The following is a 14,636-nucleotide window of genomic DNA, read 5'->3' as shown; positions in this document are numbered from 1 at the left end:
CTCACGCATTGCCTCCCGCCTGCTGCGCGGCCTGGGCGTTGTCCTTGGCGGCCCGGCCGGGGTGCCCGGTGCCCTGCCCGGCGGCGGCCAGCGACTTGCGGACGCCGTCGAGCAGCTCCTGCCAGCTGGCCTCGAACTTCTCCACGCCCTCGCGCTCCAGCACGGCGATCACGTCGGCCATGTCGACGCCCACCGACTCCAGGTCGGCGAAGACCTTGCGGGCGTCGTCGTACGCCCCGGTGACGGTGTCGGCGCTGGTCTCGCCGTGGTCGGCGTACGCGTGGATCACCGGCTCCGGCATGGTGTTGACAGTGCCCGGCGCGATCAGTTCCTCGACGTAGATGACGTCCCGGTAGTCCGGGTTCTTGGTCGAGGTGGAGGCCCACAGCGGCCGCTGCGGGTGCGCCCCGGCGTCGGCCAGCGCCTGCCAGCGGTCGGAGGAGAAGACCTCGCCGTAGCGCTCGTACGCCAGCCGGGCGTTGGCGACGGCGGCCTTGCCGCGCAGCGCCTTGGCCTGCTCGGAGCCGATCTTCTCCAGCCGCTTGTCGACCTCGGTGTCGACCCGGGAGACGAAGAAGGACGCCACCGAGCCGATCTTGGACAGGTCGTGCCCGTTCGCCTTCGCCTGCTCCAGGCCGGCCAGGAACGCCTCCATCACCTGGGAGTAGCGGTCCAGCCCGAAGATCAGGGTCACGTTGACGCTGATCCCCTGGGCCAGGGTGGCGGTGATCGCCGGCAGGCCCGCCTCGGTGGCCGGGATCTTGATGAAGAGGTTGGGCCGGTCGATCAGCCACCACAGCGCGCCGGCCTCGGCGACGGTCTTGTCCGTCTCGTGCGCCAGCCGCGGGTCCACCTCGATGGAGACCCGGCCGTCCACCCCGCCGCTCGCGTCGTACGCCGGCCGCATCACGTCGCAGGCCCACCGCACGTCGTACGTGGTGAGCATGCGGACGGCCTCCTCGACGTCCACCCCACGGATGGCGAGGTCCCTGAGCTGCCAGTTGTACTCGTCCGCGTCGCTCAGCGCCTTGGCGAAGATGGTCGGGTTGGAGGTCACCCCGACCAGGTGCTTCTCCCGGCGGAGCTGGTCCAGCCCGCCGGAGCTCAGTCGCGTCCTGGAAAGATCGTCGAGCCAGATCGCCACGCCCGCGGCGCTGAGCTCTCCCAGCCTGTCCGTCATGCCGTCCACGCTCCCTCAGTTGCCGGTCGTGTTACCGGTGATGTCGCCCACCCGGGTCAGGGCCGCGTGCGCGGCGGCCACGATCCGGTCGGGGGTGAACCCGAACTGCTCGAAGAGCACGGAGTGCGGGGCGCTCGCGCCGTAGTGCTCCAGGCTGACGGTCTCGCCGCAGTCGCCGACGATCGCGCGCCAGGACATGGCGATGCCCGCCTCCACGCTCACCCGTGCCTTTACCCCGCGCGGCAGCACCGACTCCCGGTACGCCTCGTCCTGCTCGTGGAACCACTCCTGGCAGGGCATGGACACCACCCGGGTGGGGGTGCCGTCGGCCTCCAGCCGCTCCCGCGCGGTCAGGCAGAGCTGCACCTCGGAGCCGGTGCCGACGATGATCACCTGGGGCTTGCCGGTGGACGCCTCGGCCAGCACGTAGCCGCCCTTCGCCACGCCCTCGGCGCCGGCCAGCGTCGAGCGGTCGAAGGTCGGCAGCGGCTGGCGGCTGAGCGCCAGCGCGGTCGGCCGGTCGGTGTGCTCCAGCGCCTGCCGCCAGGCCCAGGCCGTCTCGTTCGCGTCGGCCGGGCGCACCACGTCCAGGCCCGGGATCGCCCGCAGCGCGGTCAGGTGCTCCACCGGCTGGTGGGTGGGGCCGTCCTCGCCGAGGCCGATCGAGTCGTGCGTCCAGACGTAGACCACCGGCAGCTTCATCAGCGCGGCCAACCGGACGGACGGCCGCATGTAGTCGCTGAACACCAGGAAGGTGCCGCCGTACGGGCGGGTGCCGCCGTGCAGCGCGATGCCGTTGAGGATCGCGCCCATGGCGTGCTCACGGATGCCGAAGTGCAGCGTGCGGCCGTACTCGTGGCCGGGGAAATCCTTGGTGGCGTGGGTGGCCGGGATGAAGGAGGGCTCGCCCTTCATCGTGGTGTTGTTGCTCTCGGCCAGGTCGGCCGAGCCGCCCCACAGCTCCGGCAGCACCGGCGCGAGCGCCTCCAGCACCTTGCCGGAAGCGGCCCGGGTGGCGATGCCCTTGGCGTCGGCCGGGAACTCCGGCAGGGCGTCCGCCCAGCCCTGCGGCAGCGTCCGGGTGGCCAGCCGGTCCCAGAGCGCCCGGCGCTCCGGGTTGGCCTGCGCCCAGGTGTCGAACGCCCCGGTCCACGCGCGCTGGGCCTCCGCGCCGCGCTCCATCACCCGGCGGGCGTGCCCGAGGACCTCCTCGTCCACCTCGAAGGTGCGCTGCGGGTCGAAGCCGAGGATCTGCTTGGTGGCGGCCACCTCGTCGGCGCCGAGCGCCGAGCCGTGGATCTTGCCGGTGTTCTGCTTGTTGGGGGCGGGCCAGCCGATGATGGTGCGCAGCGCGATGAAGGAGGGGCGGCCGGTCTCCGCCTTCGCCGCCAGCAGCGCGCGGTAGAGCGCCTCCACGTCCTCGTGGTAGTCGCCCTGGTCGGCGTCGCCGCTGCGCCAGTCGACCGTCTGCACGTGCCACCCGTACGCCTCGTAGCGGGCCGCGACATCCTCGCTCTTGGCGATCCGGGTGTCGTCCTCGATGGAGATCTCGTTGTCGTCGTAGATCACGCAGAGGTTGCCCAGCTGCTGGTGCCCGGCGAGCGCGCTGGCCTCGTGGCTGATGCCCTCCTCGATGTCGCCGTCGGAGGCGATGCACCAGATGTCGTGGTCGAACACCGAGGCGCCCGGCTCGGCCTCCGGGTCGAACAGGCCGCGCTCGCGGCGGGCCGCCATGGCCATCCCGACCGCGTTGCCCATGCCCTGGCCGAGCGGCCCGGTGGTGGTCTCCACGCCGGGGGTGTGCCCGTGCTCCGGGTGGCCCGGGGTCAGCGAGCCCCACTGCCGCAGCGACTGCAGGTCCTCCAGGCTCAGCGGGTAGCCGGAGAGGAAGAGCTGGATGTAGAGGGTGAGGCTGGAGTGGCCGGCGGAGAGCACGAAACGGTCCCGGCCGGGCCAGTTCGGGTCGGCCGGGTTGTGCCGCATCACCCGGTTGAAGAGCAGGTACGCCGCGGGCGCCAGGCTCATCGCGGTGCCCGGGTGGCCGTTGCCGGACTTCTCCACGGCGTCCATGGCCAGCACGCGGACGGTGTCGACGGCCCGGCGGTCGAGGTCGGACCAGTTCAGTGCGGGGTGCTCGGGACGGTTGGCAGCCACGATGGTTGTGCTCCTCGGCAGATGGGCGGAACCCTCACTCATGACCCTATCGAGCGGTCCTAAACGTCCGCCCGGGGATCTCCGCATGCTGGTCTGTACGTGTCCGGGCGGAACGGCGTTCGATCCCGCGACGGTGTGACGGCTCGCACCGTTGCCGGGTCGGCCGGGCAGCCAAAACGACAGCGCGTAGTGTGTGGGGCGGTGTGTGGACCCGAACCGGGCCCGGCCGACCCGACCTCCCCTGCCGACGCCGGAAGGTGGCAATCCGTGAGCATGATCACCGACCGCCCCGTCAGCACCCCTGCCGGGCAGCAGCCGGTGCGCACGGGGGGCAAGGCGGCGGTGGCCGCGCCGCGGGACGTCCGGGCGGTGCTGTCGGCGTACGTCACACTGACCAAGCCCCGGATCGTCGAGCTGCTGCTGGTCACCACCGTGCCGGCGATGATGCTCGCGGACGGCGGCCTGCCGTCGCTCTGGCTGGTCGCCGTGGTGCTGGTCGGCGGCTCGCTCGCGGCCGGCGCGGCCAGCGTCATCAACTGCTACATCGACCGGGACATCGACCAGTTGATGCGGCGCACCAAGCGCCGTCCGCTGCCGGCGCACACGGTGACCCCGCGCAACGCGTTGATCTTCGGGCTGGTGCTGGCCGCGGTGTCGGTGGCGCTGATGGCGGCGTTCACCAACCTGCTGGCCGCCGGGCTCACCCTGGCCGCGATCCTCTACTACGACGTCGTCTACACCCTCTGGCTCAAGCGCACCACGACGGCGAACACGTTCTGGGGCGGCGCCTGCGGGGCGGCGCCGGTGCTGATCGGCTGGGCGGCGGTGACCGGGTCGCTGGCGCCGGCGGCGTGGGCCCTGTTCGCGGTGGTCTTCTTCTGGCAGATGCCGCACTTCTACCCGCTGGCGATGAAGTACAAGGACGACTACGCCCGGGCCGGCATCCCGATGCTGCCGGTGGTGGCCTCCGCCCGCCGGGTGAACGCCGAGATCGTCATCTTCGCCTGGCTGACCGTGGCGTCCTCGCTGGCGGTCTGGCCGCTGGGAATGAGCCTGGTCTACGGGGTGCCCGCCGTGGTCGTCGGCGCCATCTTCCTCGTCGAGGCGCACAAGCTGGCCCGCCGGAGTGCCCGAGGGCTGGCGGTCAAGCCGATGCGGCTGTTCCACTGGTCGACGACCTACCTGACCATCCTCTTCGCGGCCGTCGCCCTGGACGCCCTGATCTGACCGCGGCGCCCGGCCCGATGGCTCGCCCGGCCGGGGAGCGGTCCTCGCGGCTGCCCGCTCGACAAATCGTCATCATGGATGAGTTGTCCGGGTTTCGCGTCACATCAGGGTGACTGTCGTCATGAGTCCGATGGGCTCAACCCGTGCCGGCCCGGGGTGGTTTGCCGGGCCACTTTGCCAGCGGAAGTCCGGATATAACCGGGCGAATCACCTGTGGTTCTCCTTAAACCTCGAGGTAATTGGCATCACAAAAGGTTCATGGTTCTCGCCCGGCTGGGTGGAGGTCTGCTTAGGCTTCGCGTCATGGCAGATGGTTCCGATACGACGCTGACGGCCGAGCAGACCGCTCCCGAGCAGGCCCCCAACGGCCTGGTCGCGGGGATCAAGTCGTTCGCCGCCGGGCACGGCGGCGCGAAGGCGGTCATCGAGTACGTCGGCAAGCGGGGCGCACGCATCGTCCTGGTGGGCGCGGACGGGGCGTGGGGCGACCAGTTCGCCGACGACACCGTCGTCGCGCGGCAGGCCTGCGCCAAGGCTGGGGTCGCGGTCGAGAACGCCTGGGAGCGTGAGCTGATGGACCAGATGCGTCCGAGCAACGACCTCTGGCGGTCGATGGCCCGACGCACGATGGCCCGCTGACCTTGACCGACCACCACCAGTCGACCCGGGGGGAACCCCGGGTCGCTCTCGTCACCTGCACCGAACTGCGCGACCTCGACCCGGACGACCGGCTGGTGCTCGCCCCGCTGGCCCGGCACGGCGTCACCGCCGAGCCGGCGGTCTGGGACGACCCGGCCGTCGACTGGGCCGGCTACGACCTGGCGGTGCTGCGCTCCCCGTGGGACTACGCGCTGCGCCGCGACGAGTTCGTCGCCTGGGCCGCCACCGTCCCGGCGCTGGCCAACCCGGCCGACGTGGTCCGCTGGAACACCGACAAGCGCTACCTGGCCGAGCTCTCCGCGGCCGGGGTGCCCACGGTGCCCACGTCCTGGGTCGCGCCGGGGGAGAGCTGGCAGCCGCCCGCCGACTCCGGCGAGTACGTGGTCAAGCCGGCGGTGAGCGCCGGCAGCCAGGACACCGGCCGGTACGACCTGGCCGACCCCGAGCACCGGGAACTGGCCGTGGCGCACGTACGGCGGCTCTCCGCCGCCGGCCGGGTGACCATGGTCCAGCCGTACCTGCGTGCGGTGGACAGCGCCGGCGAGACCGCGCTGCTCTTCCTGGCCGGCCCGGCCGGCCTGGCGTTCAGCCACGCGATCCGCAAGGGCCCGATGCTCACCGGCCCGGACCTGGGCGTAGAGGGGCTCTACAAGCCCGAGGAGATCAGCGCACGTACCGCCACCGAGGAGCAGTTGGCGGTGGCGGAGAAGACCCTGGCAGCGGTGCCGGGCGGCGTGGAGCGGCTGCTCTACGCCAGGGTCGACCTGATCCCGGGCGCGGACGGCGCGCCGGTCCTGGTCGAGCTCGAGCTCACCGAGCCGTCGCTCTTCCTCGGCTACGCCGAGGGCGCCCCCGAGCGCCTGGCCGCCGCCATCCGCACCCACCTGACCCGCCACCCCTGACCGGCCGCCCGCGACCCGCCGGCGCAGCCGGCGCCAGGCGCCACCAACCGGCCCCGCCGGTCCGCCCGCGCGGACCGGGGGCCGGCTCACGTCCGCCGGCCCCCGCCGGCACTCGCGGGTCATGATCCGCACAACATGCCGGATGTGGTGGCCTGGAAGCTGCCGGAGGCCCCAACATCCCGAGTGTGGTGGTTTCCGGCGGGCGGGGAGGCCGCAACATAGCGGAAGCGGTGAGCCCGATGCGCGGCCCGACCGGGGCCTGGGCCGAGGGGGTTCGGAGCGCGGGGCCGGGTCAGGCGGTGGCGGGGACCGGTTCGGCGGCCGGGGCGGCGGAGGCGGGCTCGACCGGGAGCGGGCGACGTTCCCGGGTCGACCAGAGCACCGAGAGCGTGGCCAGCAGCACCAGGCAGGAGCCGAGCATGTGCGCGCCGACCAGCAGCGCCGGCAGGTGCGTGAAGTACTGCACGAAGCCGATCAGGCCCTGCCCGAGTTCCACGGCGACCAGCACCACGGCGGCCCGCTCGGCGCGCCGGGCGCCCACCGCCCGGAACGCGAAGATCAGCGCCACCGAGAGCCCGATCAGCAGGAACACCCCGTCGGCGTGCACCTGCGAGATGGTCTCCGGGGCCAGCCCGTTGCGTTTGGCCCCCTGGTCGCCCGCGTGCGGCCCGCTGCCGGTCACCCAGGTCCCCACGACGAGCACCGCCGCGCTGGCCAGCGTGGTGAGCAGCGTCAGGGCGCGCAGCGGGGCGGGCACCACCGGCACCGCCGGCGCGTCCGGGTCCTTGATCCGCCGCCAGAGGGCGTACGCGGCCGCGATCACCACCATCGAGGCGAGGAAGTGCAGCCCGACCACCCACGGGTTCAGGTTGCTCAGCACGGTGAACCCGCCGATCACCGCCTGGGCCGGGATGCCGAACAGGACGGCGACGGCGAGCGGCAGCAGCCCCGGGCGACGCGGCCGGTGCAGCAGCACCGCCAGCACCACCGCCGCCGCGATGATGCCCACCGCGAAGGTGAGCAGCCGGTTGCCGAACTCGATCGCCCCGTGCACGCCCATCTCCGACGTGGCGACGTAGGAGGCGTCGGTGCACCGCGGCCAGGTGGGGCAGCCGAGGCCGGAGGCGGTCAGTCGGACGGCCCCGCCGGTGACCACGATCCCGACGTTCGCGATGATGGACGCGAGGGCGAGTCGGCGCAGCAGGGCGGCGGAGACCGGAAACCGGGCGAGCAGGCGTTGCGGCGCGGCGGGGGCCGGGGACCGGACGGGACGCTTCACGGCGCAAATCCTACGCACCGTAGTGATCGAGGATCGTGCGACTCAGCCCGGACGGTGGTTCGGATCACCGTGACCCGGGTTTGCGGGCCCCCAGCGAATTACGTAACGTTGGCGTTGTGAAAAACGCGGCGGGCCTTCCCGGGCACCTGCCGGCGACCGCTCCGGCCGCCGGCGAGGGCTCCCGGTCGCCGCGCGGCGTCAGACGCGCCGAGCTGGAGTTGTCGCCGTCCGCGTCCGCCACGGATGTCTCCACCCGTGACCGGGTCACCCAGCTGCTGCTGGAGCGGGGCGCGACCACCGCCGCGCAGCTCGGTTCGGCGCTCGGGCTCAGCCCGGCCGCGATCCGCCGGCACCTCGACGCCATGCTCGCCGAGGGTGACGTGGTCGCCCGCGAGCAGACCGTCCGCGGCCACCGCGGCCGCGGCCGCCCGGCCAAGGTGTTCCTGCTGACCGAGGCGGCCCGGGTGCGCTGCGGCACCCACCACTACGACAACATGGCCACCGCCGCGCTGCGCTGGATCGCCCGCAACGGTGGTTCCCCGGCCGTCGAGGCGTTCGCCGCCGAGCAGGTCGCCGCCCTGGAGGCGCGCTGCCGCACGGCGATGGAGGACGCCGGCGACGACCCGCTGGCCCGGGCGGAGGCGCTCGCGGCCGCGCTCACCGCGGAGGGCTACGCTGCCAACGCGTCCACGATCGCCTCGGGTGGCCAGCTCTGCCAGCACCACTGCCCGGTGGCGCACGTGGCCGCCGAGTTTCCCCAGCTGTGCGAGGCCGAGACCGCGGTGATCTCCCGTCTGGTCGGCACCCACGTACAGCGCCTGGCCACCATCGCGCACGGCGACGGGGTGTGCACCACGCACATCCCGACCCAGCCGGGGCGTGCCCAGTCCGGTAAGACCGTCACCACTGTGAGGACAGATAGATGACCGAGCAGATCGTCCAGCCCCTGACCCAGGAGGAGCAGCTCGCCGCCCTGGGCCGCTACGAGTACGGCTGGGCCGACCCGGACGTCGCCGGGGCCTCCGCCCAGCGCGGCCTCAACGAGGCGGTGGTGCGGGACATCTCGGCCAAGAAGAACGAGCCGGCCTGGATGCTCGACCTGCGGCTGAAGGGCCTGCGGCTGTTCGACCGCAAGCCCATGCCGGCCTGGGGCGCCGACCTCACCGGGATCGACTTCGACAACATCAAGTACTTCGTCCGGTCCACCGAGAAGCAGGCCACCAGCTGGGAGGACCTGCCCGAGGACATCAAGAACACCTACGACAAGCTGGGCATCCCCGAGGCCGAGAAGCAGCGGCTGATCGCCGGTGTGGCGGCCCAGTACGAGTCCGAGGTGGTCTACCACAAGATCCGTGAGGACCTCGAGGAGCAGGGGGTCGTCTTCCTCGACACCGACACCGCCCTCAAGGAGCACGAGGACCTGTTCAAGGAGTACTTCGGCACGGTCATCCCGGTCGGCGACAACAAGTTCGCCGCGCTGAACACCTCCGTCTGGTCCGGTGGCTCGTTCATCTACGTGCCGAAGGGCGTGCACGTGGAGATCCCGCTGCAGGCCTACTTCCGGATCAACACGGAGAACATGGGCCAGTTCGAGCGGACGCTGATCATCGTCGACGAGGGTGCGTACGTGCACTACGTCGAGGGCTGCACCGCGCCCATCTACTCCTCCGACTCCCTGCACAGCGCGGTCGTGGAGATCATCGTCAAGAAGAACGCCCGGTGCCGCTACACGACCATCCAGAACTGGTCGAACAACGTCTACAACCTGGTCACCAAGCGCGCCGTGTGCCACGAGGGCGCGACCATGGAGTGGATCGACGGCAACATCGGCTCCAAGGTCACCATGAAGTACCCGGCGGTCTACATGACCGGCGAGCACGCCAAGGGCGAGGTGCTCTCGGTGGCGATGGCCGGTGAGGGCCAGCACCAGGACGCCGGTGCCAAGATGGTGCACGCCGCGCCGCACACCAGCAGCACCATCGTCTCCAAGTCGATCGCCCGCGGCGGCGGCCGCACCTCGTACCGCGGCCTGGTGCAGGTGCTGGAGGGCTCGCACCACAGCGCCAGCACGGTGAAGTGCGACGCGCTGCTGGTCGACACCATCTCCCGCTCCGACACCTACCCGTACGTCGACATCCGCGAGGACGACGTGTCGATGGGGCACGAGGCGACCGTCTCCAAGGTCAGCGAGGACCAGCTCTTCTACCTGATGAGCCGGGGCCTGACCGAGGACGAGGCGATGGCGATGATCGTGCGCGGCTTCATCGAGCCGATCGCCAAGGAGCTCCCGATGGAGTACGCCCTGGAGCTCAACCGCCTGATCGAGCTCCAGATGGAGGGCGCGGTCGGCTGACCCGGCCAGCCCTCGCGCGGCCCGGACCCGTCGCGCCGCGTCGCGACCAGCCCGACCGACCCTCCGATCAATCGCAGAACAGACCAAGGAAGAGATGACTACCCAGGCTTCCGCGCCGCCCAGCACCAAGTCGCAGGCGCTCCGCTCGTACGACGTCGCCGACTTCCCGGCCCTGACCGGCCTGGAGGAGGAGTGGCGCTTCACTCCGCTCAAGCGCCTGCGCGGCCTGCTCGACGGCGCCGGAGCGCCGGCCGGGCAGGTCGTCACCCAGGTGTGGTCGCCCGACGGCGTCACCGCCGAGTGGGTGGAGCGCGGCGACGCCCGGCTCGGCCGGGTGCTGGTGCCCTTCGACCGGCTCAGCGCCCAGGCGTGGAGCGGTTTCGACAAGGCCCTGGTGGTGACCGTGGCCCGCGAGGCCGTGCTGGAGGACGTGGTTTCCATCGAGGCCCGGGGGCAGGGCGACCCGCTCGCCTACCAGCACATCCTGCTGGACGTGCAGCGGCTGGCCGAGGCGACCGTGGTGCTCGACCAGCAGGGCAGCGCCACGCTGGCCGACAACGTCGAGGTGGCCGTCGGGGACGGGGCGAAGCTGACCCTGGTCACCATCGCCGACTGGGCCGCCGACGCGGTGCAGGCCCAGCACCTCAAGGTCAGGCTGGGCCGGGACGCCAAGGTGATCCACGTCCAGGTCTCCCTCGGCGGCGATCTGGTCCGGCAGTACACCAGCGTGGAGTACACCGACCGGGGCGGCGAGGCCGAGCTGTACGGGCTCTACTTCGCCGACTCGGGCCAGCACCTGGAGCACCGGCAGCTGGTCGACCACGCGGTGCCCGACTGCCGCAGCTACGTCGGCTACCGGGGCGCCCTGCAGGGTGAGAGCGCGCGCACCGTCTGGGTGGGCGACGTGCTGATCCGGGCCGAGGCGACCGGCACCGACACGTACGAGATCAACCGGAACCTGCTGCTCACCGACGGCGCTCGGGCGGACTCCGTACCGAACCTGGAGATCGAGACCGGCGAGATCGCCGGGGCCGGCCACGCGAGCGCGACCGGCCGGTTCGACGACGAGCAGTTGTTCTACCTGATGGCCCGGGGCATCCCGGAGGCCGAGGCACGCCGCCTGGTGGTGCGCGGGTTCTTCGCCGAGCTGATCAACAAGATCCCGGTCGAGGAGTTGCGCGAGCGGCTCGGCGACGCCATCGAGGACCGGTTGGCCAAGGCGGGCGCCTGATGATCCGGATCTGTTCCACCGAGGACGTGCCGAAGGGGACCGCGATCAGCGCGGACGTCGACGGCACCCAGATCGCGCTGGTGCACGGCGAGGACGGCGAGTTCTACGCCGTCTACGACGAGTGCTCGCACGCCGCGGTCGCCCTCTCCGAGGGCGAGGTGGAGGGCTGCACGCTGGAGTGCTGGCTGCACGGCTCCCGCTTCGACCTGCGCACCGGCGAGCCCACCGGGCTGCCCGCCACCGAACCCGTACCCGTCTACCCCGTCGAAGTCCGCGACGGCGACATCTACGTCAGCCTCACGCCGAGCAATGGAGTGACCCGATAATGAGCACCCTGGAGATCCGCGACCTGCAGGTGTCGGTCAAGCTGCCCGAGGGTGAGCTCAAGCCGATCCTGCACGGCGTCGACCTGACCGTCCGTTCGGGCGAGACCCACGCGATCATGGGCCCGAACGGCTCCGGCAAGTCCACGCTCGCCTACTCGATCGCCGGTCACCCGAAGTACGAGATCACCGGCGGCTCGGTGACCCTCTTCGACGATAATTCGGCCTCCGCGCCGCACGGCGGCACTCCGGACCGAATGAACGTCGCCGGCCAGGACGTGCTGGCCATGTCCGTCGACGAGCGGGCCCGCGCCGGTCTCTTCCTGGCCATGCAGTACCCGGTCGAGGTGCCCGGCGTCTCGGTGGCCAACTTCCTGCGCACCGCCAAGACCGCCATCGACGGCGAGGCGCCGAAGCTGCGCACCTGGGGTGGCGAGCTGCGCGGTGCGATGGAGCGCCTCCAGATGGACCCGGCGTTCGCCCAGCGCAACGTCAACGAGGGCTTCTCCGGCGGTGAGAAGAAGCGGCACGAGATCGTGCAGCTGGAACTGCTCAAGCCGAAGATGGCCATCCTCGACGAGACCGACTCGGGCCTGGACGTGGACGCGCTGCGCGTGGTCAGCGAGGGGGTCAACCGGGTCCGCGACACCGGCGACACCGGCCTGCTGCTGATCACCCACTACACCCGGATCCTGCGCTACATCAAGCCGGACCACGTGCACGTCTTCGTCGCCGGCCGGATCGTCGAGCAGGGCGGCCCGGAGCTGGCCGACAAGCTCGAGGAAGAGGGCTACGAGCGGTACGTCGCCGGGGCCGGTTCGGCGCGGGCCTGAGGCGCGGAAGGGTCGCTGAGATGACCACCATCGCGATCCCACCCGGGATGCCGCAGTACGACGACGTGCCGCGTTACGACGTGGCCAAGGTGCGCGCCGACTTCCCGATCCTGGACCGGGAGGTCAACGGGCACCGGCTGGTCTATCTCGACAGCGCCAACACCTCGCACAAGCCGCGGCAGGTGCTCGACGTGCTCGCCGAGCACTACGCGCTGCACAACGCCAACGTCTCCCGCTCGGTGCACACGCTGGGCACCGAGGCCACCGAGGCGTACGAGGGCGCCCGGGCCAAGGTCGCCGCGTTCATCAACGCGCCGAGCGCGGACGAGGTGGTGTTCACCAAGAACTCCACCGAGGCGATCAACATCGTGGCGTACGCCTTCTCGAACGCCTCGCTGCGCCCGGACGGCGACCCGCGGTTCCGGCTCGGCCCCGGTGACGAGGTGGTGATCTCCGAGATGGAGCACCACTCGAACATCGTCCCGTGGCAGCTGCTCTGCGAGCGCACCGGCGCGACCCTGCGCTGGTTCCCGGTCACCGACTCCGGCCGGCTGGACGAGTCCGGACTGGACGACCTGGTCACCGAGCGGACGAAGATCGTCTCGCTGGTGCACATGTCGAACATCCTGGGCACTGTCAACGCCACCGCGCGGATCACCGAGCGGGTCCGCGAGGTGGGGGCGCTGCTGCTGCTGGACTGCTCGCAGTCGGTGCCGCACATGCCGATGGACGTGGTCGACTACGACGCCGACTTCATCGTCTTCACCGGGCACAAGATGTGCGGGCCGACCGGCATCGGCGTGCTCTGGGGGCGGGCCGAGCTGCTGGCGGCGATGCCGCCGGTGTTCGGTGGCGGCTCGATGATCGAGACGGTGGCGATGGCCGGCTCCACCTTCGCCGCGCCGCCGGCCCGGTTCGAGGCGGGCACCCCGCCGATCGCCGAGGCGGTCGCGCTCGGCGCCGCGGTGGACTACCTGTCGGGCATCGGGATGAAGGCCATCCAGTGGCACGAGAAGGAGCTGACGGCGTACGCGCTGGACGCCCTCGCCACGGTGCCCGGCCTGCGGATCTTCGGGCCGACCGTGCCGGTGGGCCGGGGCGGGACGATCTCGTTCGCCCTCGGCGACGTGCACCCGCACGACGTGGGGCAGGTGCTCGACTCCCTCGGCGTGCAGGTGCGGGTGGGCCACCACTGCGCCCGTCCGGTCTGCACCCGGTTCGGCGTGCCGGCCACCACGCGGGCCTCGTTCTACCTCTACACGACCACCGAGGAGATCGACGCCCTGGTGGCGGGCCTGGAGCAGGTGCGGAAGGTGTTCGACTGATGCAGCTCGACCAGCTCTACCAGGAGATCATCCTGGACCACTACAAGCACCCGCACGGGCGTGGCCTGCGCGACGCCGACGACCCGGCGGACCGGGTGGCCGAGGCGCACCACGTCAACCCCACCTGCGGTGACGAGGTCACCGTCCGGGTCGCCACCGACGGCGACGTGCTGCACGACGTCTCGTACGACGGCATGGGCTGTTCGATCAGCCAGGCGTCGGCGAGCGTGCTGCACGAGCTGCTGAAGGGTCGGCGGGCCGGGGAAGCTTTCGTGGTGCACGAGGCGTTCGTGCAGTTGATGTCCGGTCGTGGTCAGGTCACGCCGGACGAGGACGTGCTCGGCGACGGGGTGGCGTTCGCGGGGGTCGCCCGCTACCCGGCCCGGGTGAAGTGCGCGCTGCTGCCGTGGATGGCGTTCAAGGACGCCGCGGCACGCGCCGGCGTGGGCGCGAGCCCTTCGGAGGTTAAGGCATGAGTAGCGAGGACACCGCCACCGCGGCGACGCCGCCGGTCGAGGGTGCCGCGGGCACCCCGGTCGCCGGCGCGGCGGGCGGCAAGGCCGCCGTCGCCGACATCGAGGAGGCGATGAAGGACGTCGTCGACCCCGAGCTGGGCATCAACGTGGTCGACCTCGGCCTGGTGTACGGCGTGCACGTCGACGACGACAACGTCGCCACCCTGGACATGACCCTCACCTCGGCGGCCTGCCCGCTCACCGACGTGATCGAGGACCAGGCCCGGCAGGCGCTGACCACCGGCCCGGGTGGCGGCCTGGTGAGCGACATCCGGATCAACTGGGTCTGGCTGCCCCCGTGGGGCCCCGACAAGATCACCGACGAGGGGCGCGACCAGCTCCGCTCTCTCGGCTTCAACGTCTGACCTTTCCCGGTCACCCGTCGAGCGCGGCACCCCTCGGGGCGCCGCGCTCGACCCGTCTCCAGCCACACCGCCCCATCCGACGCCCGCATCGCGCCCGTTCCCCGGGCGTGATCCGCGATCGTCTGCAGTAGGCGCGGGCGGCCCCTCCCGGCGGCAGGCGATCACGCCGCTGGCGGGTGGCGGGGAAATTGGTGGCGGGGGTGGGGGTGGGGGCGCAGGATGGGCGGGTGATCGAGACGTACCGGATGATGCCTGTCCCTGTCGCCGCGACCGTCGTCGCGCGTCGACA

14 protein-coding genes are annotated in these 14,636 nt (G+C 71.6%); 11 read left to right on the top strand and 3 right to left on the bottom strand.

The window, feature by feature from the left end; genetic code table 11:
- Nucleotide 1: 1 nt before the first annotated feature.
- Together tal and tkt are read right to left on the bottom strand one after the other, a co-directional pair.
- Nucleotides 2-1,180, bottom strand: coding sequence for a transaldolase (gene tal, locus FHX32_RS21475; protein ID WP_167185870.1), 1,179 nt, complete (start codon nucleotides 1,178-1,180; stop codon nucleotides 2-4).
- Nucleotides 1,181-1,195: 15 nt separating this feature from the next.
- Nucleotides 1,196-3,334 carry a transketolase gene (gene tkt / locus FHX32_RS21470; RefSeq protein ID WP_167185867.1) on the bottom strand — a complete coding sequence of 713 codons (2,139 nt, stop codon included), beginning with the start codon at nucleotides 3,332-3,334 and terminating at the stop codon, nucleotides 1,196-1,198.
- 267 nt (nucleotides 3,335-3,601) lie between these two features.
- On the opposite strand from tkt, the gene FHX32_RS21465 reads away from it, so the two are divergent.
- The 3 genes from FHX32_RS21465 to FHX32_RS21455 all read left to right on the top strand — a co-directional run bounded on the left by FHX32_RS21465 (nucleotide 3,602) and on the right by FHX32_RS21455 (nucleotide 6,123).
- Nucleotides 3,602-4,561 (top strand): heme o synthase, encoded by a 960-nt coding sequence (locus FHX32_RS21465; protein WP_167185865.1) that lies wholly within the window; start codon nucleotides 3,602-3,604, stop codon nucleotides 4,559-4,561.
- A gap of 303 nt (nucleotides 4,562-4,864) precedes the next feature.
- Entirely contained in the window at nucleotides 4,865-5,200 is a 336-nt protein-coding gene (locus tag FHX32_RS21460; RefSeq protein WP_088992902.1) for a hypothetical protein, read from the top strand.
- A gap of 2 nt (nucleotides 5,201-5,202) precedes the next feature.
- Complete coding sequence (locus FHX32_RS21455; RefSeq protein ID WP_167185862.1) at nucleotides 5,203-6,123, top strand: hypothetical protein; 921 nt, start codon at nucleotides 5,203-5,205, stop codon at nucleotides 6,121-6,123.
- 292 nt (nucleotides 6,124-6,415) lie between these two features.
- Here FHX32_RS21455 and FHX32_RS21450 read toward each other — a convergent pair whose 3' ends face one another.
- Complete coding sequence (locus FHX32_RS21450; protein WP_486481225.1) at nucleotides 6,416-7,420, bottom strand: COX15/CtaA family protein; 1,005 nt, start codon at nucleotides 7,418-7,420, stop codon at nucleotides 6,416-6,418.
- 194 nt (nucleotides 7,421-7,614) lie between these two features.
- Between FHX32_RS21450 and FHX32_RS21445 the strand changes: the two genes are divergently transcribed.
- From FHX32_RS21445 to FHX32_RS21410, 8 genes are all read left to right on the top strand, one after another.
- Nucleotides 7,615-8,328 (top strand): ArsR family transcriptional regulator, encoded by a 714-nt coding sequence (locus FHX32_RS21445; protein WP_167186385.1) that lies wholly within the window; start codon nucleotides 7,615-7,617, stop codon nucleotides 8,326-8,328.
- Nucleotides 8,325-9,755, top strand: a complete 1,431-nt coding sequence (sufB, locus tag FHX32_RS21440) for a Fe-S cluster assembly protein SufB (RefSeq protein WP_167185858.1) — start codon at nucleotides 8,325-8,327, stop codon at nucleotides 9,753-9,755. The genes FHX32_RS21445 and sufB overlap by 4 nt, the downstream gene beginning before the upstream one ends.
- Nucleotides 9,756-9,849: 94 nt before the next feature.
- Nucleotides 9,850-10,986, top strand: a complete 1,137-nt coding sequence (gene sufD / locus FHX32_RS21435; protein WP_167185854.1) for a Fe-S cluster assembly protein SufD — start codon at nucleotides 9,850-9,852, stop codon at nucleotides 10,984-10,986.
- Nucleotides 10,986-11,312: a non-heme iron oxygenase ferredoxin subunit gene (locus FHX32_RS21430; RefSeq protein WP_167185851.1), complete on the top strand. Its 327-nt coding sequence runs from the start codon at nucleotides 10,986-10,988 to the stop codon at nucleotides 11,310-11,312. Before sufD ends, FHX32_RS21430 begins: the two co-directional genes overlap by 1 nt.
- Nucleotides 11,312-12,142, top strand: a complete 831-nt coding sequence (sufC, locus tag FHX32_RS21425; protein WP_167185848.1) for a Fe-S cluster assembly ATPase SufC — start codon at nucleotides 11,312-11,314, stop codon at nucleotides 12,140-12,142. Before FHX32_RS21430 ends, sufC begins: the two co-directional genes overlap by 1 nt.
- Nucleotides 12,143-12,162: 20 nt before the next feature.
- Nucleotides 12,163-13,467: a cysteine desulfurase gene (locus FHX32_RS21420; protein WP_167185845.1), complete on the top strand. Its 1,305-nt coding sequence runs from the start codon at nucleotides 12,163-12,165 to the stop codon at nucleotides 13,465-13,467.
- Nucleotides 13,467-13,943, top strand: coding sequence for a Fe-S cluster assembly sulfur transfer protein SufU (sufU, locus tag FHX32_RS21415; RefSeq protein ID WP_167185842.1), 477 nt, complete (start codon nucleotides 13,467-13,469; stop codon nucleotides 13,941-13,943). The genes FHX32_RS21420 and sufU overlap by 1 nt, the downstream gene beginning before the upstream one ends.
- Nucleotides 13,940-14,347 (top strand): metal-sulfur cluster assembly factor, encoded by a 408-nt coding sequence (locus tag FHX32_RS21410; protein ID WP_167185839.1) that lies wholly within the window; start codon nucleotides 13,940-13,942, stop codon nucleotides 14,345-14,347. The genes sufU and FHX32_RS21410 overlap by 4 nt, the downstream gene beginning before the upstream one ends.
- Nucleotides 14,348-14,636: the final 289 nt, after the last annotated feature.

This window comes from Micromonospora sp. CNZ280 (genome assembly GCF_011759515.1).
The sequence above is the reverse complement of the archived record's forward strand: the minus strand, read 5'-3'. Positions and strand labels throughout refer to the sequence as shown.